Annotated in this window: 24 protein-coding genes; 18 read left to right on the top strand and 6 right to left on the bottom strand. The window is 36.7% G+C overall.

From position 1 onward, the window contains the following. Window positions 1-117 precede the first annotated feature (117 nt). From QBE53_14255 to QBE53_14225, 7 genes are all read left to right on the top strand, one after another. Window positions 118-1,356, top strand: a complete 1,239-nt coding sequence (locus tag QBE53_14255) for a 5-bromo-4-chloroindolyl phosphate hydrolysis family protein (protein ID WZL80947.1) — start codon at window positions 118-120, stop codon at window positions 1,354-1,356. 1 nt (window position 1,357) lies between these two features. Then, entirely contained in the window at window positions 1,358-2,476 is a 1,119-nt protein-coding gene (locus QBE53_14250) for a toxic anion resistance protein (GenBank protein WZL80946.1), read from the top strand. 9 nt (window positions 2,477-2,485) lie between these two features. Further along, on the top strand, window positions 2,486-3,400 hold the full coding sequence (locus QBE53_14245) for an AraC family transcriptional regulator (protein ID WZL80945.1): 915 nt from the start codon (window positions 2,486-2,488) through the stop codon (window positions 3,398-3,400). A 341-nt stretch (window positions 3,401-3,741) separates the two neighbouring features. Further along, window positions 3,742-5,010, top strand: a complete 1,269-nt coding sequence (locus QBE53_14240) for an extracellular solute-binding protein (protein WZL80944.1) — start codon at window positions 3,742-3,744, stop codon at window positions 5,008-5,010. A gap of 17 nt (window positions 5,011-5,027) precedes the next feature. Next, window positions 5,028-5,909: a sugar ABC transporter permease gene (locus QBE53_14235; protein WZL80943.1), complete on the top strand. Its 882-nt coding sequence runs from the start codon at window positions 5,028-5,030 to the stop codon at window positions 5,907-5,909. Further along, on the top strand, window positions 5,909-6,739 hold the full coding sequence (locus QBE53_14230) for a carbohydrate ABC transporter permease (protein ID WZL80942.1): 831 nt from the start codon (window positions 5,909-5,911) through the stop codon (window positions 6,737-6,739). The genes QBE53_14235 and QBE53_14230 overlap by 1 nt, the downstream gene beginning before the upstream one ends. 30 nt (window positions 6,740-6,769) lie before the next feature. Further along, window positions 6,770-8,008, top strand: a complete 1,239-nt coding sequence (locus QBE53_14225) for a Gfo/Idh/MocA family oxidoreductase (protein WZL80941.1) — start codon at window positions 6,770-6,772, stop codon at window positions 8,006-8,008. 81 nt (window positions 8,009-8,089) lie between these two features. Here the strand turns inward: QBE53_14225 and QBE53_14220 are convergent, their stop codons facing one another. Both QBE53_14220 and QBE53_14215 read right to left on the bottom strand, forming a co-directional pair. Further along, the gene (locus tag QBE53_14220) at window positions 8,090-8,188 is read right to left on the bottom strand and encodes a MetS family NSS transporter small subunit (protein ID WZL80940.1); all 99 of its coding nucleotides are present in this window, start codon (window positions 8,186-8,188) and stop codon (window positions 8,090-8,092) included. After that, complete coding sequence (locus QBE53_14215; protein ID WZL80939.1) at window positions 8,178-9,695, bottom strand: sodium-dependent transporter; 1,518 nt, start codon at window positions 9,693-9,695, stop codon at window positions 8,178-8,180. The genes QBE53_14220 and QBE53_14215 overlap by 11 nt, the downstream gene beginning before the upstream one ends. A 170-nt stretch (window positions 9,696-9,865) precedes the next feature. Here QBE53_14215 and QBE53_14210 point away from each other — a divergent pair, with 170 nt between their 5' ends. From QBE53_14210 to QBE53_14175, 8 genes are all read left to right on the top strand, one after another. Then, on the top strand, window positions 9,866-11,239 hold the full coding sequence (locus QBE53_14210) for a CAP-associated domain-containing protein (GenBank protein ID WZL80938.1): 1,374 nt from the start codon (window positions 9,866-9,868) through the stop codon (window positions 11,237-11,239). Between the two features lie 12 nt (window positions 11,240-11,251). After that, window positions 11,252-12,070 carry a class III extradiol ring-cleavage dioxygenase gene (locus QBE53_14205; GenBank protein ID WZL80937.1) on the top strand — a complete coding sequence of 273 codons (819 nt, stop codon included), beginning with the start codon at window positions 11,252-11,254 and terminating at the stop codon, window positions 12,068-12,070. 118 nt (window positions 12,071-12,188) lie between these two features. Continuing rightward, on the top strand, window positions 12,189-13,382 hold the full coding sequence (locus tag QBE53_14200; protein ID WZL80936.1) for an S-layer homology domain-containing protein: 1,194 nt from the start codon (window positions 12,189-12,191) through the stop codon (window positions 13,380-13,382). Between the two features lie 122 nt (window positions 13,383-13,504). Then, the gene (locus QBE53_14195) at window positions 13,505-13,990 is read left to right on the top strand and encodes an LURP-one-related family protein (GenBank protein WZL80935.1); all 486 of its coding nucleotides are present in this window, start codon (window positions 13,505-13,507) and stop codon (window positions 13,988-13,990) included. A 25-nt stretch (window positions 13,991-14,015) separates the two neighbouring features. Continuing rightward, window positions 14,016-14,828 (top strand): ABC transporter ATP-binding protein, encoded by an 813-nt coding sequence (locus QBE53_14190; protein WZL80934.1) that lies wholly within the window; start codon window positions 14,016-14,018, stop codon window positions 14,826-14,828. Further along, window positions 14,816-16,468 (top strand): hypothetical protein, encoded by a 1,653-nt coding sequence (locus QBE53_14185; GenBank protein WZL80933.1) that lies wholly within the window; start codon window positions 14,816-14,818, stop codon window positions 16,466-16,468. Before QBE53_14190 ends, QBE53_14185 begins: the two co-directional genes overlap by 13 nt. Next, window positions 16,465-17,007, top strand: a complete 543-nt coding sequence (locus QBE53_14180; protein WZL80932.1) for a cob(I)yrinic acid a,c-diamide adenosyltransferase — start codon at window positions 16,465-16,467, stop codon at window positions 17,005-17,007. Before QBE53_14185 ends, QBE53_14180 begins: the two co-directional genes overlap by 4 nt. Window positions 17,008-17,025: 18 nt before the next feature. Then, entirely contained in the window at window positions 17,026-18,870 is a 1,845-nt protein-coding gene (locus tag QBE53_14175) for a BCCT family transporter (GenBank protein WZL80931.1), read from the top strand. Between the two features lie 85 nt (window positions 18,871-18,955). Here the strand turns inward: QBE53_14175 and QBE53_14170 are convergent, their stop codons facing one another. The 3 genes from QBE53_14170 to QBE53_14160 all read right to left on the bottom strand — a co-directional run bounded on the left by QBE53_14170 (window position 18,956) and on the right by QBE53_14160 (window position 20,934). Beyond that, complete coding sequence (locus QBE53_14170) at window positions 18,956-19,117, bottom strand: DUF1328 domain-containing protein (GenBank protein WZL80930.1); 162 nt, start codon at window positions 19,115-19,117, stop codon at window positions 18,956-18,958. 106 nt (window positions 19,118-19,223) lie between these two features. Next, on the bottom strand, window positions 19,224-19,844 hold the full coding sequence (locus QBE53_14165) for a response regulator transcription factor (protein WZL83321.1): 621 nt from the start codon (window positions 19,842-19,844) through the stop codon (window positions 19,224-19,226). Further along, window positions 19,840-20,934 (bottom strand): histidine kinase, encoded by a 1,095-nt coding sequence (locus QBE53_14160; GenBank protein ID WZL80929.1) that lies wholly within the window; start codon window positions 20,932-20,934, stop codon window positions 19,840-19,842. The genes QBE53_14165 and QBE53_14160 overlap by 5 nt, the downstream gene beginning before the upstream one ends. Before the next feature lie 109 nt (window positions 20,935-21,043). Here QBE53_14160 and QBE53_14155 point away from each other — a divergent pair, with 109 nt between their 5' ends. From QBE53_14155 to QBE53_14145, 3 genes are read left to right on the top strand one after another with little or no spacing between them, the layout of a single operon-like run. Then, window positions 21,044-21,976, top strand: a complete 933-nt coding sequence (locus QBE53_14155) for an ABC transporter ATP-binding protein (GenBank protein ID WZL80928.1) — start codon at window positions 21,044-21,046, stop codon at window positions 21,974-21,976. Window positions 21,977-21,986: 10 nt separating this feature from the next. Next, window positions 21,987-23,099, top strand: a complete 1,113-nt coding sequence (locus QBE53_14150) for an ABC transporter permease (GenBank protein ID WZL80927.1) — start codon at window positions 21,987-21,989, stop codon at window positions 23,097-23,099. Beyond that, the gene (locus QBE53_14145) at window positions 23,086-24,249 is read left to right on the top strand and encodes an ABC transporter permease (GenBank protein ID WZL80926.1); all 1,164 of its coding nucleotides are present in this window, start codon (window positions 23,086-23,088) and stop codon (window positions 24,247-24,249) included. Before QBE53_14150 ends, QBE53_14145 begins: the two co-directional genes overlap by 14 nt. Before the next feature lie 3 nt (window positions 24,250-24,252). Here QBE53_14145 and QBE53_14140 read toward each other — a convergent pair whose 3' ends face one another. After that, the gene (locus QBE53_14140; GenBank protein ID WZL80925.1) at window positions 24,253-25,971 is read right to left on the bottom strand and encodes a HAMP domain-containing methyl-accepting chemotaxis protein; all 1,719 of its coding nucleotides are present in this window, start codon (window positions 25,969-25,971) and stop codon (window positions 24,253-24,255) included. Window positions 25,972-26,001: the final 30 nt, after the last annotated feature.

Raw genomic sequence — 26,001 nt, 5'->3', positions numbered from 1 at the left:
AAAGATATTTTTTATTAAATCTTAATCGTTTTCGAATTGAGCTTGTGTTAAACTTAGTCTATAATAAAGAGTAGGATTCGATCTAGAAGATATAATATAGATGGAGGATCGATAATTATGGATCGTAAAGAATGGAACACAAGCACAAAAGAATTTAAACGAAGCATCAAAGAATCTATGCGAACCGGTGATTTCAAAGGGATGGATCATGAGATTGGTGATGTGGTCAGTGACACGGTTGATATGGCAATCAATGAAGTGCGCAAAGCAATTGGTTCGATACAATTTTCCAATGATGTTGCCAAAGCTCCAAAAGCGCCATCCCCTCCCAAACCCGAAAAAACAGAGGTTTATCAACAACCCAAAAATACATATGTTGGGCGGACGTTCAAAAAGATAAAAAAACGACAGATTACTTTTGCGTATAATCCCATTGGAAAAGTTTCTGGAATGGTTTTGAAAATTCTTGGAATGATAGGGAGTACAGGACTTGGAATTGCGATTATGATTTTAGCTATTATCGGAATGGCTACAGGAAGTGTTGCTGCCTTTACCTTACCTATCGGTATTATGATGCCCTTTTTTGTGACAAGCTTGATTTTGCAATCACGAGGAAGTACACTTCGCAATCGATACAAGCGATTTGATAAGTATTTACATATTATTGGGAATCGTCACTTTATTGAATTGTATGAAGTGATGGAACTAAGCGGATTTTCCTATAAATATGTTATAAAAGACTTGAAAAAAATGATACGTATCGGTATGTTTCCACAGGCAAGCCTTGATACAGAAGATGGGATGCTTTATCTATCACGTGGAGGATATGAGCAGTATCGTTATCTAACGGGGCATGAACAGGCACAGGTCGAAGAAAAAGAAGAACAAGCACAGACCAGTGAAAATAGTGGGTCAATGGTTGCGCGTATGGGAAGAGATTATCTTCAACGTATTAACGATTTGCGGGTAAAACTTAAAGACACAGACGCGGTCAATAAAATTATTCACATGGAAGCTGTTTTGATTAAGATTATAGAGTACATCGAAAAACACCCGGACCAAAAAGATGAAGTACGACGATTAATGGATTATTATCTACCGACAACGATTAAGTTGCTGATGGCCTATTATGAGTTCGAACAGCAACCGATTCAGGGGGAAAATATATTAAGGACAAAGCAAGAGATTAAGCAGACGTTAGATACAATTAACAGCGCTTTTGAAAAGCTGCTAGACCAGTTGTTTAAAGATTTGGCATGGGATATATCTACAGATATTTCTGTGATGGAGACAATGTTGGCCCAAGAAGGCCTTGCAGAAAATACAATCAATAAATCAAAAACGATGGGAGAATGATATGAGCGAGATACCTACACTTACCTTTGAACCATTCAGTGATGATGAAAAACCAGAAGCAATATTAGCCGAAGAAGAAAAAAAGATTGAAAAAGAAAGTGTCCTATCTAAGGAAGAATTGAAGATGGTAGACGATTTTGCAAGTCAAATCAACCTAACAGATTCGAATATTATCCTTCAGTTTGGTGCCGGAGCGCAAAAAAAGATTGCTGATTTTTCAGAAACGGCTCTTGAGCGAGTCAAGACAAAAGACTTAGGAGAAATAGGCGACATGCTTTCTGGCGTGGTCAAAGAGCTAAAAAACTTTGACAAGGAAGAAGAAGAAAAAGGTTTGAAAAAACTCTTTCGACGACCAGCGCAAAAGATTAGTGATATGAAAACCAAGTATGCCAAGGCAGAGACCAACGTCAATCATATTACAACGGCTTTAGAAAACCATCAAGTGACATTGCTAAAAGATGTTGCCATGCTTGATAAGATGTATGAGCTGAACAAAACATATTTTAAAGAGTTGAATATGTATATTTTAGCTGGGAAGAAAAAGCTTGATATTGCCAAGAACCAAGAGCTTCCAGCTTTAATCAAACAATCTGAAGAATCCGGGTTAGCAGAACATGCTCAGGCAGTTAATGATATGAATAATATGATTAATCGCTTTGAAAAAAAGCTCTATGACTTGGAATTGACAAAGACAATTTCATTGCAGATGGCACCCCAGATTCGCCTAATCCAAGAAAATGATTCAATTATGGCGGAAAAAATTCAATCAACCATTGTGAATACTATTCCATTGTGGAAAAGTCAGATGGTTTTGGCCCTTGGTGTAACCCATGCCGGTCAGGCTGCACAAGCCCAACGTGAAGTTACGGATATGACCAATGCTCTCTTGAAGAAAAACGCAGAGACATTAAAGATGGCAACGATTGATGTGGCAAAAGAATCTGAACGAGGAATCGTAGATATAGAAACATTAAAATATACAAATGAATCCTTGATTACAACCCTGGATGAAGTCTTAAAAATTCAGACAGAGGGACGTCAACGCCGTCAAGAAGCGGAAGTTGAACTTAATCGTATAGAAAACGAATTAAAACAAAAATTATTGTCCATTCGTCAATAGAGGCAAACCATGCAAATTGATTATCAAAAGATGAAAAGCAATTCATTAGGTAGAGTTCTTGATATTGATAACATATATACACTGTTTGATCATACCCTGAATAAAGAGTATACCACCTATGGTGAAAGCCATGATTTTTGGGAATTTGTCTATGTCAACAAAGGTAAATTATATGTGGATACATGCGGGATGATTATAGAAATCAACGAAGGTGAATTCATATTACACCGTCCAAATGATTATCATCGGCATTTTGTCTTGAACAATTCTGCCAATATTAATATTGCAAGCTTTAATTGTGACTATCCTGATTTGTATAAGATATCACGAGTAGCCCTTAACATAAGCCCCTTAGCGCAAAATATGATTCGTAATATATTCCATATTGTTCATTTTGTCTTTGAACGCTATGAACCGGGAGTAGGTTTTTATAAAAAGGGAGAAAGAAATATGTTGCAGGAGCAACTGATACGAAACTGCCTTGAATCAGCATTGATTTCAATTATTAGTGACATAGACGGACGAACATTAGCTATAGAGCCCAGTAATGAATTTGAAATGAAAAATGCCCTTCTAGTCAAGAATGTTATTAAATTTTTAAAAGAAAAAGTGAATGAAAGTATAACCATTGATGAAATATGTGAACGGTTTCACGTATGTAAAACAACACTTTCTGTCAATTTTAAAGAAGGAACGTCAAAAAGTGTATTCGACTACTATAATCATCTAAAAATTATCCGGTCCATGGAACTGTTATCGGACAAATGTAAAAATGTTGGTGAAGTAGCAGTGGAACTAAATTATTCATCGAGCCAGTACTTTAGTAAAATGTTCAAAAAATATACAGGTGTATCACCTCGTGAATTTCAAAGAAAAATATCAGAAAATGTTGATGGCATAAAAGAAGACTATTTTCCAAGATAAAAAAAAGAACTTGCCAACTTGGCGCGACCTTCAAAAGCTAGTTTAAATCTAGCGATTGAGAGGTCGTTTTTTTATGCTTTTATACGAGTGAAAAGATATTATAGAGTTATGATGCGAACAATAGTATACAAATGACAAACGATACTATCTTGTTGTTTGTACAAAGTGCATTATAATATACATATACAATTAATGAATATGTATATATTATCCTGTAATCAGATTTGACACGTTATATATAGAGAGAGAATTCAGGATAAATCCACATGTTTTATATAATTGTGTAAATATTGCCGGCAAAGCATCGATCTAATAATAAAAGCTATCAAGGAGGATTATTTATGAAAAAGAAGTTATTGGTGATTATGGTATGTTTGTGTGCAGTGTTGCTTGGAGCATGTGGCAAGGAAAGTGCGAATAAAGAGGGGGCTAGTCAAGAAAATACGAACTCAGAACCAATTGAGATTACAATGCTTACAGCAATGGCATATGGAACAGAAGGTCTAGATTTAGCGGTGGAAAGCTTTCAAAAGACGCATCCGAATGTTACCTTTGATATTCAGCATATCCCAAATGATTATGAGACAATTTTAAAATCAAGAATTAATGCAGGTGAGTTTCCGGATATTATTGCTGCTCAAACCGGATCAATGGTAGCATCGTATTATGACTTTGCATATGATTTTTCAGAAGATCCAGTAATAGAAAAGTTTAATCCGAATGCAATTGAATTATCCAAGAGTCCAGAGGGCAAAGTTCTAAGCCTACCTTGGACATATGAAACAATGGGAATTATCTATAATAAAGATCTCTTTGAACAAGCTGGAATAACAGAACTTCCAGCAACGCTAGATGAACTGGAGGCAGTATGTAAAGAGTTAGAGTCTCAAGGAATCTTGCCGTTTGCGACAGCATTTAAAGAGACTTGGGTTTTGGCACATATTGCATCCCATTATATGACAACGGAAAATACTGATCCTGTAAAAACTGTAGAAGCACTTTCAAATGGAGAGATTACCTTTGATACAATGGACAATTTTAATAATTTATATCGGCTTCTTGATATGATGATAGAATATGGACCGAATAAAAATTTGGAGACAGATTGGGAAAAATCAGAGAATATGCTAGCAAATGGTGAAGCAGCGATGATTCATATGGGAGACTGGTGCGAGGCAACATTAAAAGAGTTTAACCCAGATGTTAATGTAGGATTTCTTCCGGTACCGATAAGCAATAATGCACAAGAGTCGTATTTACTTTCAAGTATCTCTTGGCAATTACTTGCCAATAAAGATTCAGAACATCTAGACATGACTACAGAATTCTTAAAGCATATCCTAACATCAGAAGAAGGACAAGCGTGGATGACAGAGTATGTAGGAGCAGTTCCAGCAGTAACAACAGATATGGATGTGACAGGAATGCTTGCAAGTTCGGCCAAGACATCGATTGATGAAGGGATGACAAGACCATGGAATCATACGCTATGGCCATCAGGCTATAATATGAAGATGGGAGCTTTTTTACAGGAATATCTCTTCGGAGTGTCTGAGATCGAACAGACAAATGAAAAATTGACAACAGGTTGGTTAGAACAAATACATTAAAGAATTGAGGAATTGATGTGAAGAATAAAAAAGCTAAAGGTATAATGGAACTCTTATTTTTTTCAGGACCGGCACTACTTTCGGTGATTATGATAACGATTATTCCCTTTTTAATGAATATTTACTATTCTGTGTTTGATTGGAATGGTATAAGTAAAGAAATGAACTTTGTTGGGTTTAATAATTTTGTGCGAATTTTTACAAAAGATGCTCAGTTTAAAAGTAGTTTTCTCTTTACACTTCAATTTTCGATTATCTATATCATTGTTATTAATGTACTGGCAATAATTATTGCAAACTATCTTTCAGAAAGTTACTGGCTAAGTAATATAACACGAGCATTTTATTTTTTGCCATATATTATTAGTTTAGTTGCAATCAGTTTGATATGGCGTTTTTTACTAGGACCGGGATTTACATATTTGTATGAGTGGACCGGTATTGAATTATTTGGCATCAGCTGGTTAGGAGATCCAAGATACGCCTTGGTATCTGTTGTTTTAATTTCGGTATGGCAAAATATGGGCTTTTTTATGATTATATATATCGCTGGATTCATGGCGATTCCTAATAGTTTACTTGAAGCATCATCTATTGATGGTGCTTCAAAAATTAAACGATTTTTGAAAATAAAATTACCACTATTAATGCCATCCGTTACCATATGTATTTTCTACTCTCTAACATTTGGACTCAAGTTATTTGATATTATCCTTGTATTGACTAAAGGAGGTCCGGGAAATGCGACAAGAACCGTCGCTTTTGATATATATAATGATGCGTTTTTGTCCAATAGATATGGATTAGCAACGGCTAAATCATTGATTTTTTTTGCAGTGGTTTTAATCGTTACAGTCATTCAACTTCGTTATTTTAAAAATAAGGAGGTGGAATATTAATGGTATTTTCGACAATTAAAAAAAATGGGGTCAAGAGTGTTATTACTCTAATTGCCATTGCGTGGCTTTATCCAATTATCCTCATCGCAATAAACTCATTTAAACCATATAATGAAATTATCAATGCTTTTTTGAGTTTGCCGAGTTCGATTTCATTTGCGATGTATATCGAGACATGGGTTGACTTTAACTTTTTAGTATTATTTCGCAATACAATTATTTATACAGTGGTTACGGTTATATTTATTGGAATCTTTGCGCCCATGGCAGCGTATAAGCTTTCAAGGGTGAAGACAAAATTAAGTTATTTGATTTTCTTCATTATTATCTTACCTATGATGGTACCATTTCAAACGTATATGATCACCTTGACCAAATTTATGGGAAACCTTGATTTACTTGGAACAAGAGTCGGATATATTTTTGCGAATATTGGATTATGTATGCCGCTAGCTGTTTTTATGATTCATGGGTTTGTAAAAAACATACCTATCGAGTTAGAAGAAAGCGCATATATTGATGGGGCTTCAAAATTAAGGTCATATATTCAGATTACATTACCCTTATTAAAACCGATTTTAATTACTGTATTGGTTATTGATACATTGGCAGTTTGGAATGATGTTATTGTCAACATCTTAATTTTAGGAGGAAAGCCTGCAACACTGAATATTCAAAACGCATTGTATAGTAAGTTCTCTGCAATGCAATCAGATTGGGAACATGCGTTACCTGGATTAATGATATCAACAATCCCCAATATCATCTTTTTCATATTTATGCAAAAGTATATTGTAGGTGGTATAACAGCGGGTGCGATTAAAGGATAAAAAAGAAACATAAAAGATGGAGGAAAACAAATGAAAAAGGTAAAAGCAATATTAATTGGAGCGGGAGCTAGAGGGGCTAAAGCCTATGGCCCTTATGCGCTGGAGAACCCAGAAGAACTGGAGTTTGTCGGTGTGGCTGAGCCGATTAAGTCAAGACGCGAAGAATTTTGCAAAGAGCATAATATAGCCGAAGAATTTGCGTTTGAAAGTTATGAACCATTGTTGGAGAAAAAAATAGATGCGGATGTTGCGTTGGTATGTACACAAGATCAGTTGCACTATGAGCCGGCAGTTATGGCTTTAGAAGCAGGATATAATGTGTTGCTAGAAAAGCCGATTGTTAGTCCAAAGGAATGTATCGGTATTGAAAAAGCGGTAAAAGAATCGGGAAAAAATTTGACTATCTGTCATGTGTTACGTTATACACCCTTCTTTGGAAAAATAAAAGAGCTAATTGATACAAATAAAATCGGAGATCTTGTTGCAATTACCCATAATGAAAATGTTGGATATTTTCATGCGGCACATAGCTATGTTCGAGGTAATTGGAGAAAAGAAAGCGAATCCAGCCCTATGATTTTAGCAAAATCCTGTCATGATATGGATATTCTTATGTGGCTTGTAGGCGATCAATGTAAGCAAGTCAGTTCCTTTGGTTCGCTAAAACACTTTAAAGCAAGCAATGCACCTGAAGGTGCCGCTAAGCGATGTGTGGAGTGCTCAATTCGTGATACGTGCCCTTATAGCGCTCTAGATATTTATATGGATCAAAACAATAATGGTTGGCCGGTGAATGTTATTACAGAAGATCTGTCTTATGAAGGAAGAATGCGTGCGCTAGAAGAAGGTCCATATGGTCGTTGTGTTTACTATTGCGATAACGATGTTGTAGATCATCAAGCCGTTATTCTTGAGTTTGACAATGGAGTGACAGCAACATTTCATATGAATGCTTTTTCTTACAATGTGAATCGTACGATTCGTGTCAGTGGTACGCGAGGCGAGATTATTGGAGATATGGAAGAAGAAATCATTCATTTGTATGATTTTAAGGAAGATACCAAAACACACATTCCATTAGATAAAATAACGGATAACGATTATGGTCATGGGGGCGGAGATTTTGGTCTGATGCAAGCATTGGTGCAGTCGTTAAGAGAGCCGGAGACCTATACAATGCGAAGTGAGATTGGTAGCGCTATTGCAAGCCATATGGTTACTTTTGCTGCTGAAGAGTCACGCGTAAAAGGTGAAGTTATCAAATTATAGTATAATAAGATTATTCTCAAATTCTATCTATAATAATAAAGGGCAGTCGGAAAATAGCATTTTCCGACTGCCCCGTTATTTCTATGCATTTGTTTTTAAGGCAATACGTAGACAATACGCAAATCCACCCCAAGTGATTGCAATGGATAAAAAAGCCATGATGATTGCACTAACACTCATTCAAATCAACTCCTTTTCCAAGCGAAGTATGATAGTTTGATGCTCCACTCATGCGATTAAGTACGATAGCGATAATAACGATAAAGACAAGGGTTGAACCTCCAATTGCCAACAAGGAAGTTAAGTCGTAGTTTTCATAGCCCTTTGTCAAATCGATAAAAGTATTAAATACAAACATTACAGAGAGTAAAATGGGGGTTAAATACTTTAAAGAGATATTCCACCATTTTCCGATACTAAAGTCTGACATGCTGTTAGCATATTTACGTACATCTTCTAGGTTTAGATACCAGCTTAGGAAGATGATTTCAATTAATCCTGCTACAGCAATAGCATAGGTATTAATGAAGTGATCAATAATATCTAAGAAGTATAATCCGGCATCTGTAACAAATAAGAATGAGAAAATAAATCCAACAAAACATGTAAGTGTAAGCACTTTTTTTCGAGAACTTTCAAACTTATCAGAAAAACCAGAGACGATAACTTCAAGTATCGACATACTTGAACTGAATCCGGCAAAAATAAGGCAAAAGAAAAATAGTGCGCCCATTAATGCGTTCATATTTGGAAGGGCATTAATGGCTGTAGGAAAGACGATAAAGGCAAGACCGATACCACCAGTAGATACTTCACTAACAGCAACTCCCTGGCTTGCAGCCATATATCCAAGAACACTAAATACAGCAATACCAGACAAGATACTAAAAGAACAGTTGCCAAGACCAGTTAAGAAAGCGTTGTTCACAATATCTGTTTTCTTAGGAAGGTATGAGGCATAGGTCATCATAATTCCAAAACATATACTTAATGAATAAAAAATCTGTCCATAAGCCGCAATCCAAACGGTTGGGTCTTTGAGTTTTGAAAATTCAGGTCTGAAAAAATAATCAAGTCCTTGAGTAGCACCTTCAAGGGTTAATCCACGAATGGTAATAACAATAAGGCAAACGACAAGTAGTGGCATGAAGATTTTATTTGCCTTTTCAATTCCGGATTTGATACCACCCATTAATACAATATAATTAACCAGCCATACAAGGGCAAGTGCAATTAACATTTTTGTGTTGATTCCACCAATTGCCAATGGGTGATCAGAAATATTTAAAAAATCGTTAAAAAAGAATGATTCTGTATCTTGTCCCCATGCACCATTAATGGCATAGAGTACATAATTAATCGTCCATCCGATAATCGCAGTATAATAGATAACGATTCCAAAAGATATAGCGGTTTGAAACCAGCCAAGTAGTTCGGTTTTTTTTGAGATGCGTCCAAAAATTCCAGGTGCAGAACGCTTGATTTTGTGTGCAATAGAAAACTCAAGAATGAGTATTGGAATACCTGCAGTTAACAGTGCAAATAAGTATGGTATTAAGAATGCACCGCCGCCATTGCTCGCTGCAACATAAGGGAATCGCCAGATATTACCTAGACCGATAGCAGATCCGATAGCTGCAATGACAAATCCCATTCGAGAGCCCCATTGTCCTCTTTTTTCGTTCATTATAATTGGTCTCCTTTAGTTATGATTTTAGCCTACTGTGAAATATGATACCCGAAAAAGGGCTATCTGTAAACCCAAAATACGTATCAAAAGGAAAAAGGATGTATGTATTGAATATATAAATAGGGAAGTGTTGTTTTGTTTTGTAGTTCTAAGGAGGCGTATAACTAATGAAAAATACGTTGTTCACATTATTGCTGGTCAGCTGTTTGGTTTGCTTGCAAAGCAATGTTAGTTTGGGGCAGGAAAGTCCTTCCCCATGGGCACACGACGAAGTTTTTCAAGCGCAAGAATTAAACCTATTAGATGAACACATGATGACTAGATTTCAAATGGAGATTACACGAGAAGAGTTTATTGAACTGATTATACCGCTATATGAGCAAATGACTAATTCACAGATCGATATAGAGAGGACACAAGAATTTAGTGATTCGAATAATCCAAGGGTAATACGCGCAAGAGCGCTGGGGATTATATATGGAACGGGGGACAATCGGTTTTATCCAAAAGCTACAATTACACGGCAAGAGATGGCTGTAATGCTTTATCGTTTGTTGCTCAAAGTAGATGAAGACATGGTTGTTCAACAATCAACTTCAGATGCAACTGTATTATATGAATTTACAGATATGCATACAATTGATTCGTGGGCAACTGATGCAGTTGTTTTTATGTATGAGCAAGACATAATGACCGGTGATAATAGACATCGTATAAAACCTCTACAAAAAGCAACAAAAGAAGAAGCTATAATGCTAATATATAGAAGCTATCTACGTTTTGAAGATGAAATCACACTAGGGATGTCTTTTGAACAATTAAAAGTCTTCTTAGGCGAGCCAACACAGAGTGTAGCTAGCGAATACGGATTTTCGTGGTACTTATTTGCATCAGATTATGGTCGCTATCTTCAAGCAGGCGTACAAGATGGAATTGTTGTGGCTTTATATACAGAAAGCCGACTATATAGTTTTGTGCATGCTTTTTTAGGGGAAAAAGTAGCTAGTACTATAAAAACAGAAAATAGTGATGAAGACTATATTAAAATTTTTTATGATCAACAACGCGACGATTTGGCATATGGTGTTCTTTGGATTGATAAACATGCTAACGTGCCGGTGAATCAAAAACTTGATGCTAATCAAAGGCAAATACTAGGGCATAGTTATGAGATACAATTATATCATCTAGTGAATGTTGCAAGGCATAAGGCAGGAAAGTTCTTGGTCATCTGGGATGAACAAGCAGCTAAAGCAGCTTATTTACATAGTCAAGAGATGGCGGAGTATGCGTATACATCGCATACAAGTATTGATGGTAAGCGCCTTGAAGACCGTTTAAAAGAACAAGGGATTACTTCAAGCATTCACGCAGAAAATATTGCATCCAATCAAAATGCAATTTTTACACATGAACGGTTGATAAATACGTGGAGATACCGAATAAATATCTTGGGTGACATGACAAAAATTGGTATTGGAACGTATATTATAGAGGACACAACAGATCGCATCTACCACACACAAGTTTTTTATGAATAGAAAGGGGATATTATGGAGCAACAGGCATATTCTAATCAAGGACAAGCTATTTATTTTTCCCACGGAGGAGGACCACTGCCACTATTAGAAGACCCTTCACACAAAGGTATGATTGACTTTATGCGAGAGCTTCCATTAATGTTGAAAAAACCAGAAGCCATCGTTGTCTTTAGTGCCCATTGGGAAGAAGCGGTAGTCACCATTCAAAGCAATCAAGAACCGAGGCTCATGTACGATTATTACGGTTTTCCCAAGGAAGCCTATTCCATTGAATATGGATGTAAGGGGCATCATGTACTTGCAAAAAAAATTGAGACACTTTTAAATCAAGCGCAGATTGAATGTCGTTTAGATGATGAGCGACCCTATGATCATGGATCTTATATACCGCTTAAATTGATGTATCCAGAAGCAGATATCCCTGTTATACAAGTGTCTTTACATGCTAACTTAGATGCAGATACACATCTTTTGGTGGGAAAATCACTTTCGCCATTATTACAAGAAAATATTCTATTTATTGGTTCGGGCTTCTCATTTCATAACATGCGAGCATTTGATTTTTCAGGACAAGATAAAGTTGATTCTGAAAATAATGAGTTTCAAGATTGGCTTATAGATTTGTGTTGCGATGAACTGGATGAAACTAACAGATGGGAGATGGCAAAACGTTGGGAAAAAGCGCCACATGCTAGATATTGCCATCCAAGACAAGAGCATCTTGTTCCTATTTTTGTCTGTATTGGTTTAAGTGGAAAAAAAGGGAAAAAAGTGTTTGATGATTATATTCTCGGAAAAAGAGCAACAGCATTTTATTGGGACAGCGAGTAAAAAAACGTACTCATAAGAGTACGTTTTTTTAATACTATCGTCCTATTGCATGCACATGACATTTTCTGTAATCTAATAGAGAGGTGTAGGAATAAAATATACAATTGAGGAGAGAGTTATGAATACGTTAAAAGGAACGGCTTATGTCTTGACATGTTTAATCATGTTGTCTTTTTTTACCCCCATTTATGGAGCAAGAAGTACGGATGTGAATACCAGTGACTGGTTTTATGATGCAGTTGAACGCTTGAGTGAAGATGACCGAGGGATTATTGTCGGTTATCCAGACGGAACCTTTCGTCCCGAGATGAGATTGGCACGTGACCAGTTTATTACCATGGTGGTGCGTGCACTAGGAGAAGAACCAGGTAATAGCGAAGGCTACTGGGCACAGAACTATATCGATAAGGCGATGGAGCTTGGAATACTCAAAGCAGAAGACTTTGATTCTTATTTGGGACCGGTGAATTTCAAACAAGTGATCACACGAGAAGAGATGTGTATGATTATTATACGTGCTGTAGAACGCCTAGAAGGTGAACAAACCTTCACCGACTTGACACAGGTGCTCCAAGTGGTCACAGACTCTGAAGATTTTTCTTTTAAATACAACAAAGATATTATGAAAACGTACAAGCTAGGAATCATCACAGGTTATCCTGACCATACCTTTAAACCACAAGGGGTATTAACAAGGGCAGAAGCCAGTACAGTAGTAGTACGCTTAATTGACCCAGACACACGTCCTACATTTGATTATGAAGAACAGTACAACGAACAATACTCAGGCATAGAATCTCATCTTCTAGGAGGCGCCAACTGGGTAGATCCTGTAGCAGCAGGAGTACGAGAAAGTGCAGAAGAAGATTGGAAGTTGCTTACGAGTGATATTACTTATGCTCCGAGCCAAAAAGATTTCGATTTTGATATGATTGGAAATATGTCTAGTTTAGATAAGGTAATGGGGGCATTTATGTATGATGAAAATGGACCGTTAGAGGGTCATATTGAAAGTTTTGAACGCCTGCTTCAACGACGAATGCCACAAGACCAAGTGGATATTGTCATGGAGTACTTAGCACAGAAAACCGATAAATATACATATCTAAAACATGATGAAGCCTTCTTTTACCTAGATAATGATAGATATTTAGTACGGTTACATGAAATCGTTACTTTTGAAGGCACGCAATATGAACAAGCTATTGCTGTGAACTTTAACATCTGGTATCGGGATCAGAACTTTATTGATACCTATGAGAAGAATATTACCCAGATTATGCCTTATACGGATGTCGTCATTTATCGGTAGAAAAGAATAAACAAACTAAAAGAGTGCAGGCATGCACTCTTTATCAATATAGAGAGATTGCACTTGGGATATCACCTTAAAATATGCTATACTAAGAAAAACTACATGTTAGGGAGATATATATGAAGAAGTTATTTATTCAACAAAAAGTTTTTAAAATAACAGACCAATACTCGGTGATGGATGAAAACCAAAATCCGGTTTATTATGTTGATCAAGATTTTAAGTTGATTGGCAATACAGTTCATGTTAAAGATTTGAGTGGCAGGGAAATTTTTGTTGTGGATAAAGAGATATTGGCTTTCTTACCAAGATATGTTGTACGATTTTCAGATGGACGTCAAGTTGCATTAAAAAGTCGTTTTACATTTTTTAAAAAGCAGATTGATGTTGAAGCGAACGGGCTTAAGCTTGAACTGGAAGGTGATTTTTTTGACTTTCAATTTTCAATTTATGAAAGTGGAAAAAAAATCGGATCTATAACCCGGGAATTTCTTACATGGGGAGATACATATGTCTTAAATATCATCGATGAGACGAGGGAAGTTTTTGTCCTTGCATTGATGATTGCAGTTGACTGCATCAAAGATTCTGAAAAAAATAACTAGCAAGTAGAGAGGAAGGTTGTTAGGGATGAGTTTAATTGAGATTAAGGGATTGAGAAAATCCTTTGGTACAAAAGATGTGTTAAAAGGAATTGATTTGTCTATTGGAAAAGGCGAAGTCATAGGATATATTGGACCCAATGGTGCAGGAAAGAGCACAACAGTTAAAATCATGTTAGGTTTAATTGAAGCTTTTGAAGGAGAGGTGTACTTATTTGGAGAGAATATTCGAAAAACAGATGCTTCTTATAAGCGGCGCATTGGTTATGTACCGGAAGCAGGAGAGATTTACGATACATTGACAGGTTATGAGTATTTGAGTTTTATTGGGGAGCTCTATGCTTTGAACAAAGACGTGGTTGAAGAACGTATTATGCGCCTGATGCAATTATTTAGCTTAGAGGATGTGGTTCACTCACGTATATCATCATATTCAAAAGGAATGCGGCAAAAAATTCTGATTATTGCAAGTATCATCCATAATCCGGATATCTTATTTTTGGATGAGCCTATTGCAGGTCTTGATGCGAATAGTGTGATGGTTTTTAAAGAATTACTCCATCAATTAGCACAGCGCGGCAAAACGGTTTTTTACTCGTCGCATATGATGGATGTTGTTGAGAAAATCAGTGACCGTATTGTATTGATTGATCAAGGTGTTATTGCAGCAGATGGTGCTTTTGAGACATTAAGTGCAACAAGTCATTATGCTTCTCTTGAGGAGTTGTTTAACAAAGTAACAGGCGCTGACAATCATGAGTTGATTGCAACTGCAATTATTGAAACAATAACTGAAGAATCAAGTGGGAAATCAAGTGGGGAAGAACTATGGAACAGTTAAAACAGTTGCGTATACTTAAACCATTCAAAAAAATCATCGAATATATGGGCATCAATTATGACGAAGTCTATCATGTTTTGTGGCTAAAGTTTACATTAGACCAACGACGAACATCGGTTATGGAGTTAGGTAAGCAAACGGATGAGCAAAAAGGGAAAAAAAAGAGTCGATTCTCCCAACATATTATATATATTTTTTTTGGTGTCATGCTGATACCAATTCTTTTAATGACGGAGTCAGTACATTTGAGTATGTCTTTATACACTACATTGATTTTATTTTTCCTTCTTTCCTCGATGATTTCGGATTATTCGACGGTATTGTTAGACACGCGTGATCAAGTGATGTTTTTGACACGACCGATAGAGAAAAAAGCCTTATCTCTAGGTCGATTCATACATATTTTTAGTTATGTACTTGTTTTACTTTTAGAGCTTTCTCTGCCATCTATTGTCGTCATTAGAATGCGTTTTGGAATAGGCGCAGGAGCATTACTTTTTTTGATGAGTATACTTATGAGTGTCTTTTCAGTTGTATTGACATCGTGTGTATATGTACTGCTTTTACATTTCTTTAATGGTGAAAAATTAAAAGATTTTATTACGATATTTCAGGTGCTATTTACTGTTACTATTACGCTTGGATACCAAATTGTCCCGCGAATGATCAATGTGACTGCCTTGACATCTGCTGAATTTACAGTTAAACTATGGCATGTCTTCGTACCTCCGATGTGGTTTGCAGCACCTCTATCAATTCTTATTGACCAAGGGGCTCAGACAGTCGTGTTCGTGATGGCTATATTAGGTATTACAGTTCCAATATTATTATTGTTTTTTTATGTACGGTGGATTGCACCAAGATTTGAAGGATATTTAAGTAAAATGAATGAATCCGGAGTTGGGAGCCATAGCAAGAAAGGACTGCGAGAGCGACTTGTATATGCCATAGCTTCACTCGTAAGTCAGACCGATACGGAAAAAGCATTTGTCTTATTTAGTCGCAAGATATTAACAAAAGAACGAGAGACAAAGCTAAGAATGTATCCGGGAATTGTCTTTGCAATAGGCTTTCCTATCATTTTTGGTGTCATGAATCAGTATGGGGAAAGTATTCAGATTCGTGGGAATGAAACAATAATAATGTATTTTTATATGACACCTATTTTTTTAATTAGTTTGCTGGTTAATATTAAATATAGCGAAAGTTATCGAGGAGCATGGATTTATAAAGTTGCACCATTTACACAACACAGTGAAATGCTTCGAGGGGTTATAAAAGGATTCATCATTAGTTATATATTGCCTGTGTATTTATGCATAGGAATTCTTTTTTATTACATATCAGGCCTAATGGGATTTGCATATCTTGGTTTGCAAGTCGGTCTTGCCATGATTATCATAAGTATCAATATCTTTATGCTAGATACAAAATATCCGTTTAGTGAAAAGTATAACCCTCAAGATCAAAAAGGAAAGAACTTGACTTTGTTTATACTAGCATCAATTATTAGTGGTATATTTGTATTAGGACAAGCATTTGTCATCAATTCAAGTAGCATGCTTATTGGCATTGCTTTTTTGAGCATATGTATTGGATATATACTATGGAAAGTTGCGATAAGGAGGACAAATATATGAAAATATATACAAAAGCCGGAGACAAGGGATATACAAGTAATGTTAAGGGTGAAAAGCTGTGGAAAGGTAGTCTATGGATTGAGTTGCAAGGACATGTCGATGAGCTTAATGCTCATATTGGGCATCTGCGAAGCCTCAATCAACGCGTAACAAAACAAAAAGATATTGATGACATCTTGGAATGGATTCAATATTGTCTGTTTCGAATCGGCAGTGATGTTTCACTGCAATTTCAAGCAAGTTATATTACAGATACAATGATCGAACGCCTAGAAAAAGCCATTGATTCATATACTGAAAAAACAGGTGAATTACATAGTTTTATTCATTTTAGTGGTAATGAGGCGGCAACCTATGCTCAAGTGACGCGCAGTGTAACAAGACGCTGTGAGCGCGTATTTGCAAAAGTAATTCATGAATTGGACTTTACACTAGACTATCAATATGTAAATCGTTTATCAGACTATTTTTTCCAGTTAGCACGATATCTTAATCATGTTAATGGTGACTCAGAAGAAGCTATGGTGGTTAGAGATTAGAAAAAATGGAGGTTTTATATGAACGAAGAAAAGAAGAAAGAATTAGCATCTGCAAAACATTTGGCAAAAAAGCTACAAAAGGCCGAACGGGAAGCTCGTAAGCGAGCGATTAAAAATCGAAAGCCATTTAAAGGATTGCAGATTCGTCCAACAGTATCATTGTTTGATGAAGCTGGCCGACAAGAACCAGGTGAAAATAATTGGGAAGGCTATGGGTTTGACATCCATCCTCAAGTGACCATGTTTTCTGCGCTTATTCTCGTTCTTTTCATTGCGGGAACATTATTATTTCCAGGGCAAGCTGAAGATTTGTTTAATTCAGCATTAGCTCATATTACAAAAAATGCAGGTTGGTTTATGATTGCAGCGGCCAATATTATTGTCGTTGCGGCGTTGTTTTTTGCCTTTGGGCGATATGGAAATTTAAAGATTGGTGGTGCAGAGGCACAACCTGAATTTACTAAGTTTGCTTGGTATGCAATGCTTCTTAGTGCCGGAATGGGGATTGGGCTATTGTTTTGGAGTGTAGCCGAACCGATTTCACATTTGAATAAACCTTCTCCGATGTTTGGAGGATTGGGAGCAGGTACACCGGAAGCGGCTCAAGCAGCTATGGCAACAACCTTTTTCCATTGGGGAATACATCCATGGGCAATTTATTCAGTGGTTGCTTTAGGATTAGCTTTCTTTGCGTATAATAGGGGACTCCCGCTCACGATTCGATCAGTATTTTATCCGATTATCGGTAATAAAATCTATGGGTTTTGGGGAAATCTTATTGATGTACTTTCAGTGCTTGCAACTTTAACCGGTTTAGCAACATCTTTGGGATTAGGTGTATCCCAGGTGAATGCAGGATTAAATCATCTATTTGGTATAGAGATTAGTATTCCGATTCAAGTGGGACTGATTATAGGAATCACAGCATTGGCAACGACCTCTGTTGTTATGGGGCTTGATGGAGGCGTCAAACGTCTCAGTGAAATCAATATGATATTAGCAGGTGTGTTTTTGATATTTATTTTGATTGCAGGTCCAACGGTCTACATCATGAGTGGATTTACTCAAAATATTGGATATTATGTTTCCAACTTTATTGAGATGAGCTTATGGACAGAGACCTTTCGCGATACGAACTGGCAAGGGGGATGGACAATATTTTATTGGGCATGGTGGATCTCATGGTCACCTTTTGTCGGAATGTTCATTGCGAGAATATCGAAAGGAAGAACTGTGCGAGAGTTTATTCTAGGTGTTATGTTAATACCGTCACTGCTGTCTTTCTTTTGGATGTCAGTATTTGGAGGTTCAGCTATATTTCAAGAGACAAATGGTATAGCCGATATAATATCAGCTGTTAAAGTTGATGCATCCATAGCACTTTTTGCAATGGTGGATGCGCTGCCCTTTAGTAGTATTTTATCTTTGGTAGGCGTTATTTTAGTAACGGTATTTTTCGTAACATCATCAGATTCAGGCTCCTTGGTTGTCGATCACTTGACATCGGGTGGAAAGCTGGATTCTCCTGTGCCACAACGTGTTTTTTGGGCAGTAATGGAAGGTGTGGTTGCTGCGACGTTGCTTATTGGTGGCGGATTGACTGCACTGCAGACGGCCTCTATCATTACAGGGCTTCCCTTTGCAATTATACTATTGATGATGGTATATTCACTTAATGCAGGACTTAAACAAGAATTTGAGATTGAAGAAGTGGTGCGCAGAAAAGTAAGAGAAGTTCGTGAAGACCATATTATTAATGAGGTTATCAATTCTGTCGTCCATGATCATGCATTGATAGATCGAGAAGAAGAAGTTGTTAATTCAAAAAGCAGCAAAAAAAGTGAAAAAAATAAAAAGGAATAAATATACTGCAATTAAATGTAAAAAAAACAGGTCTATGATTTATTATTCATAGACCTGTTTTTTAATATATAATTAAAAACACTATTTAAAACAAGGCTTTTCCAAAAAGTAATGTCAGAATGAGTAAAACAATTGCAATGAAAAAGAGAATCTTAGCCACTGACTTTGCTGTTGAAGCAACGCCTCTAAATCCAAATATTCCAGCAATAAATGATATGATTAAAAAAAATAGAGCCCACTTTAACATTTGCCCACCTCCTGTAAGAATAAAAGTCTAATAAAAATTATTCTTAGATAAGAATAACAGATATCGTTTTTGACGTCAAGGGCTCCTCTAATAGACAAAAGATATACTATTGATTTCGATAATAAAAAATGGCTAACTGTGTCCGGTCGCGCAGTTGTAGACGATCTAAAATACTACTGATATAATTACGAACCGTTCCTTCGCTCAAAAATAGCGTAGCGCCAATTTCTTTATTGGAGAGCCCATCGGCAACACATGTCATTATTTGTATTTCTTTGTCAGATAAGCCTAAGTCAGAAAATGTTCTTGGGCTTTTTTGTTGTAAAAGGTCAGGCAGCTTATCGGCGACAGCTTCACCAAAGACACGCTGTCCTGTTGCTACGGCTTGAATAGCAGGGATAATACTATCAAAATTTTGTTTAAGAAGGTAACCTTTTGCCCCTATGTGCAGAGCTTTGATAATATATTCATCATCAAGGAATGTTGTTAGATAAAGAATCTTTGCATTGATGTCTTCTGATAAAATTTTTGAACCGGCATCAAGACCATTCATGTTTTCCATACGGATATCCATTAAGATGACATCAATAAGATGTTCATGATATAGATTAATCGCATCCTCACCACTGTGTCCAAGAGCAATGACATCAATATCAGGGCTTTGACTGAGTATAGTTTGTAGGGATGAAGCGACGAGTTTATCGTCATCAATAATAAGTAGCTTAATCATGTGTTGTGGGCTCCTCTCGAGGTAGGGTGATAAAAAGTTGAAAGCCATTATCGGTATCGATATTCAGATGTCCACCAAGTTTTTCGATACGTTCAAGAATATTTCGTAGGCCAATGCCTTGATCAAGGTCAACATCTGTCACGTGTCCATTGTCTGAGATTACCAATTGATAAAAAGCGTAGTGTTCACGTAAGCGTAGAGTGACTTGAGTTGCAGTGCTATGTTTTATGATATTGTTAAGACTCTCTTTTACAATTGCTATCACAGCAAACTTAATGGCTTGATGCATTGGGCTAGTGATGTGGATATCCATGTGAATCGGACAAAAAGTAAAGTCAGCGATGATTTTACGAATAGATGCTTCAATATCAATTGAAGTATCATGAAGATCATGGACACTTGAACGAATGTTATCCATACCTTGATTAAGGGTAACTCGTAAAGCGTTTAAGTGCTCGGTTAAGGTGGTGTCTTTATTGATCGCGAGTATAGCTCCGATTTGAAGCAATGCTCTTGAAAGAACATGTCCTACATGGTCATGTATCTCACGTGCAATACGATGGCGTTCGTTTAACGTTGCATGATAGATTTCACTATCTTGGCTTTTTAGAAGTTCCTGATGCTGATGCTTTAACGTATAGTTTAACTCACGTGCGTGATCTTCAAGGCTACGATAGCGGATGGTTTGATTAGAGATTGTATATGTACGGTATTTGATAAGAGCTGTGACAAGGGTCATAGAACATAAAACAAAAAATGTTACAAGACCATACGGCGGATAGGCTGTGGATAAAAGGATAAGTGTCAGTAGATGAAGCCAATGTGAATATGAAAAAAACCAAGTATAGACGATAACCGGTAAAAAAAATAGGGCGGCAGGTGACCACAAACAAAAAAGAAAATATGCAAAAATAATTGAATGATGAAAAAACGCTTTGTTTGTATAGGCTAATAAAGCGGCACAAGTCAAAGCGGCAAGTACAATAATAAGCAGGGATAGTATATCGGTTGTTCCAAGAATTTGTATATATATGGTTAGACTTAATAAAAATAAGATGAGTTTATCAATAATATCTAATATATGCATACCTTAACCTCACATGTGACATTTGTCATATAACTACTGATACATGACACTTACAATTATAGCAAAAAAAACTTACAATACAAGTATGAAAGGTTGAAGGAGGTTACACATGATTATTAAAGTTAATAATTTAGTTAAACGGTATGGCGATTTGGTTGCTCTTGACCATTTGTCATTTGATGTTAAAGAAGGAGAAATCTTTGGATTGTTGGGACCAAATGGTTCAGGTAAAACCACTGCAATCAATTGCATACTCTCTTTGCTATCCTATGATAAAGGAGAGATAGAAGTTTTTGGAGAACAGATGACACCTAGAAACTATAAAGCAAAAAGAGATATTGGTGTTGTGATGCAAAATGTGGCAGTGTTTAATGAGCTGACAGTACGTGAGAATGTCGATTATTTTTGTGGTCTGTATGTACCCAATAAAAAGGAAAAGAAAAAACTGGTAGATGAAGCGATTGCTTTTGTTGGATTGGAAAAATATGAAAAATTTGTTCCGAAAAAACTTAGTGGAGGCTTGCTTCGACGGTTGAACATTGCATGTGGCATTGCCCATAAGCCAAAAATAATTTTTTTAGATGAACCTACAGTAGCTGTTGATCCCCAAAGTCGTAACAAAATTTTAGAAGGCATTAAAGAATTGAATAAAAAAGGTGCAACGATTATTTATACATCCCATTATATGGAAGAAGTCGAGCAGATTTGTTCACGGATTATGATTTTAGATAAGGGCAAAGCGATCGCATCGGGAAGCAAAGAAACGTTAAAAGCAATGATTGATGTTGGAGAAAAAATCTCGATCGAACTCTATGATTTATTGGATGAACATCTTCAAAGTTTTCGTGAGTTGCCAAATGTTGCCTCCGTCAGCTATGAAGAAAGTTTGTTGACGATTCATTCTTATAAAGCGGCAAATAATTTGGAACATATCTTAGAACATATTCGTACGTCGAACATGGCATTTGGAAAAATATATTCGGAAAAGCCGACACTAAATGATGTTTTCTTGGAATTAACCGGTAAAGAGTTAAGGGATTAGAGGTGAAAATATGTATGAGCACATTTTAAAGTATCGATTGAAGTGTTTGCTAAGAGATAAGGATAATATGTTTTGGATTTTTGTTTTTCCAATTGTATTAAGTACTCTTTTATATATCACACTGAATAATATCGGGAATCAAGAATCCTTCCATAAGATACCGGTTGGATTGGTTGCCTCTGAACAATCACAAGAGGTCGACCAACTTATAGGTGCGACAGACCTGATTGAATTTAAGCAAATGGAAGAGAAGCTGGCCATAGAAGCGCTCAAGGATGAAACTATTATCGGCTACGTACTTATGGAAAGTGATATGACCTTTGTTGTTCAAACAACAGGGATACAAGCGAGTCTCGTTCGGTTGTTCTTAAACCAGTATCAACAAACCGTAAAAACGGTTCATACGATTGCTCAAGAGCATCCTGACCAAATAGAGCAGGTGCTAGAGCAAGTGGGGACGCGACAGACATTTACCACAGAGGTTTCGGCGTCTAAAGCTGAACTTGACCCGATGCTTGTGTTTTTCTTTGCTCTTATTGCGATGACATGCATGTATGGGGCATATCTAGGATTAAGAGAAGCTGTGGATATTCAAGCCGATTTATCGGATTTAGCGGCACGCGTTAATATAGCTCCGATTCATAAGATCAAAACTTTCTTTTATAGTATTAGTGCGGCAATACTTATTCAAGTAGTTATTATGAGTGTTTTACTCGCATACATACATTTTGTCTTAACGATTGACTTAGGTGAGCGAGGAGGATTAATCTATTTAACATCTATTCTTGGAAGTATTATGGGAGTCTTAGGTGGAGCATTTATTGGTACAGTGTTTAAGACTTCAGAGAATATGAAAGGTGCTATTGTAACTGTACTTTCTCTAGTGGGAGGATTTTTATCAGGATTGATGGATTTTTCAATGAAATATGTCGTTGCTCAGAAAATGCCTATTTTGACGGTTCTAAATCCAGTTGGATTGTTGGCAGATGCTTATTATGCCCTATATGTGTTTGATGCCCTAGATCGGTATTGGATTAATATCTTTTATATTATTGGCTTTATCATTATTTTCTTTTTGGGAACGTATGTGAATGTGAGGAGGCGAAAATATGCCAGTATTTAAACTATGTATGCGTATAATAAAACACAATCTTCCGGCGTTAGGAATTTATTTAATTATATTTTTGGGGATAAGTGCAATTTTTGCAACAAATATGAGTAAAGAAGAAGACCCTGCATTTAGCCAGTCTAAAATTCCGATGACTATTATTAGTGAAGAGGATTCTCCCTTGATTCAAGGCTTAACAGAGCACCTGAGTCATGTGGCGGAATTTGTAGATATAGATGATGAGACAGAGGCGATTCAAGATGCACTTTACTTTAGAGAGGTTATTTATATTCTTCGCATCCCCAGTGATTTTACACAAAACTTTATGCAAGGCAATTTTCAAACCATGGAAAAGACCGTTATAGAGGATGCGACCAATGCATATTATATTGATTTGGCCATTGAACAATACCTTAATACGGCTCGATTATATGTAGGAGTGGAAGATATAGATGAATCCTTACTTGTGAACAAGGTGTTAGATGATCTATCCGAGGAGATAGAGGTAAAGGTGACGACCCAGATATCCAATCAAAGTACGCGTAACTTTACGATACAATACTTTAATTACCTAGCCTATGGATTGTTCAGCATCCTTATATTGGGAGTCGCTTTTACCATGTTTATTCTCCATGATACAGATATTAAGAACCGAAATGCAAGTTCACCAATTCCAATTGGACGCATTGTTCGCGAACATATTTTAGCAAACATTGTTTTTGCGTTTGTTGTATATGCGTTCTTTCTTTTGGCCTTATTTGTTCTTGGAGTACGTGAGCTTTCAGTGATGATGCTATTGTTTATGCTTAACGCATTTGTGTTTACCTTGTGCGCCTTAGGTATTAGTTTTGTTATTGGATCATTGGTGAAAAGCAAAGCAGCCATTCATGCAGTAGCCAATGTGATAGCGTTAGGTCTTAGCTTTTTAAGTGGCGTGTTTGTGCCACAATTTTTACTAAGTGATTCCCTTTTGAAGGTTGCAAGCTTTTCACCAGTATTTTGGTATGTTCGTGCCAATGAAACTATTGGTCAAATGTCAAATATCACGGCAGATCAACTGGTCATTCCTTTGCAAAGCATGGGAATACAGCTTGTTTTTGCGATGACGTTCTTAAGTATTGCCTTGGTTATTGGTAAGCGTAAATGGGGATTGGAGCGTGCTTAGAGCTTATAAGATTAATTCGTTCATGGTCTCGGTAAGTTCTTGAGTGATATGGTTTAATGCTTCGATTTCAGAAGAAACATCATTTGCAGTAGTATTTTGACTTTCAATACTATGGATAAGTTGAGCCGTAGATTCTTCGGTTTTGTCAAATAAAGCCTGTAGTTGAGAGATTTTTTCAGTGACGACATCTGAAGCGGCAGAGATTTCCTCAGTGGATGCATACACGCTTTGAACTTTTTGTGTCACATAATTTATGGATGTTGAGATACCGTTGAACTTTGTCTCTACTTGATCAACTAGGTCGATTTCCGTCAAGATTTTTTCTTGGGTTTCATCCATGGATGTTCGAGTTATTTGAATGCTGTCTTGAATCTCATGGATGAGAGATGCAATATTATCGGCCTGTTTTGCAGAACTTTCAGCGAGGATTCGAACTTCATTCGCAACAACAGCAAACCCTTTTCCGTGTTCTCCGGCTCGAGCAGCTTCTATTGATGCGTTGAGTGCGAGGAGGTTCGTTTGAGCTGCGATAGCAGTAATGGCATCGACGATACTGTTAATGGTGTCGGATTGATCTTTAAGTTTTAACACATGCGTATTGGTCTCTTGAACTTGTCGAACAGTATCTTTTACGGACATTTTCATAGAGGCCATTGTTTCTTTTCCGGTATAGGCATGCTCGGATGCTTTTAATGCTTCTTCTGTTACTTCTTGAGCATGAAGTGCAACCTGAGCAATGGTGTCATTAATTTCAACAACTTGACTCGAGACTTCTTGAGTAGAAGCCATAAGTTGGTCTTCAATTTCTCGCTCGTGGGCAATAGCGTTTTGGATGAGGGAACTATTTTCTTGAATCACGTGGTTGATTTTTCCAAACTGAACACTGGTTTGGACTAACCGATGCGTTGTCGTTTGAATAACTAACATAAAATTGTGGATGGTATCAAGTAACTGATTCATATTTGTTGACAAATGCCCGATTTCATTATTACTTTCGATTTGAATTCTTTGGGTTAAGTCACCTTTTAGATTGGCAACCTCACCTGTTTTGGTTACGAGACGTTCAAGATCACGGGTTTCTTTCTTGACGATAAAGCGAATTAGAACCACGAGAATAAGAACAATAAGTAAAAGCAGTACACCAAGAATTGTTGATAAGGCCATGAGTATGGAGCGAATGATTGTCGTAGACAAGCTGACAAAGGCTACAGCTAATCGCCCTTGACTGTCTTCTAGTGGGAAGTAAAAATCAATCGTATGCCCGTTGAGAATATGTTCTTTTCCAAAATCTGTAGCTTGAATTTCCCCCGTATCAAAAGCCATTAAAAGCTCTTTAGAAGGAGCGACAACGAGCTCACCTGTTTCATAATTTTTGTTTTCATCAGCACCAAATAGGTAGACGAGTTCCCCATCTTTTTCCGTGATAATCATTAATCGGTTGGAGAGGTCTTTGGCGGAATCATGCATGTTATGAAACTCATCTTTGAGTAATGCAAATTCTTGGCTCTGTGGGCTGCCTTCTTCCCATATTTTTGAGAAGTCCAAAGTGCTGACCATGGATTGAATTGTGTTAGCGGTTAACTCAAAACCGGTTTGTGCTAGGGAAGTAATATAAGAAAATGCAAAATTTGTAAAAACCATACTAATGATGCTAAAGACAATAACGATAGAGAGACTGATTTTTAGGGTGAGTTGATTACGAAACTTTTTAGTTTTTTTCATAGTAAAAGATCCTTTCGTAAAGCATAGTTT

Source organism: Vallitaleaceae bacterium 9-2, from assembly GCA_038396585.1.
In the GTDB taxonomy this organism is placed as follows: Bacteria; Bacillota; Clostridia; order Lachnospirales; family Vallitaleaceae; genus UBA1351.
The sequence above is the reverse complement of the archived record's forward strand: the minus strand, read 5'-3'. Positions and strand labels throughout refer to the sequence as shown.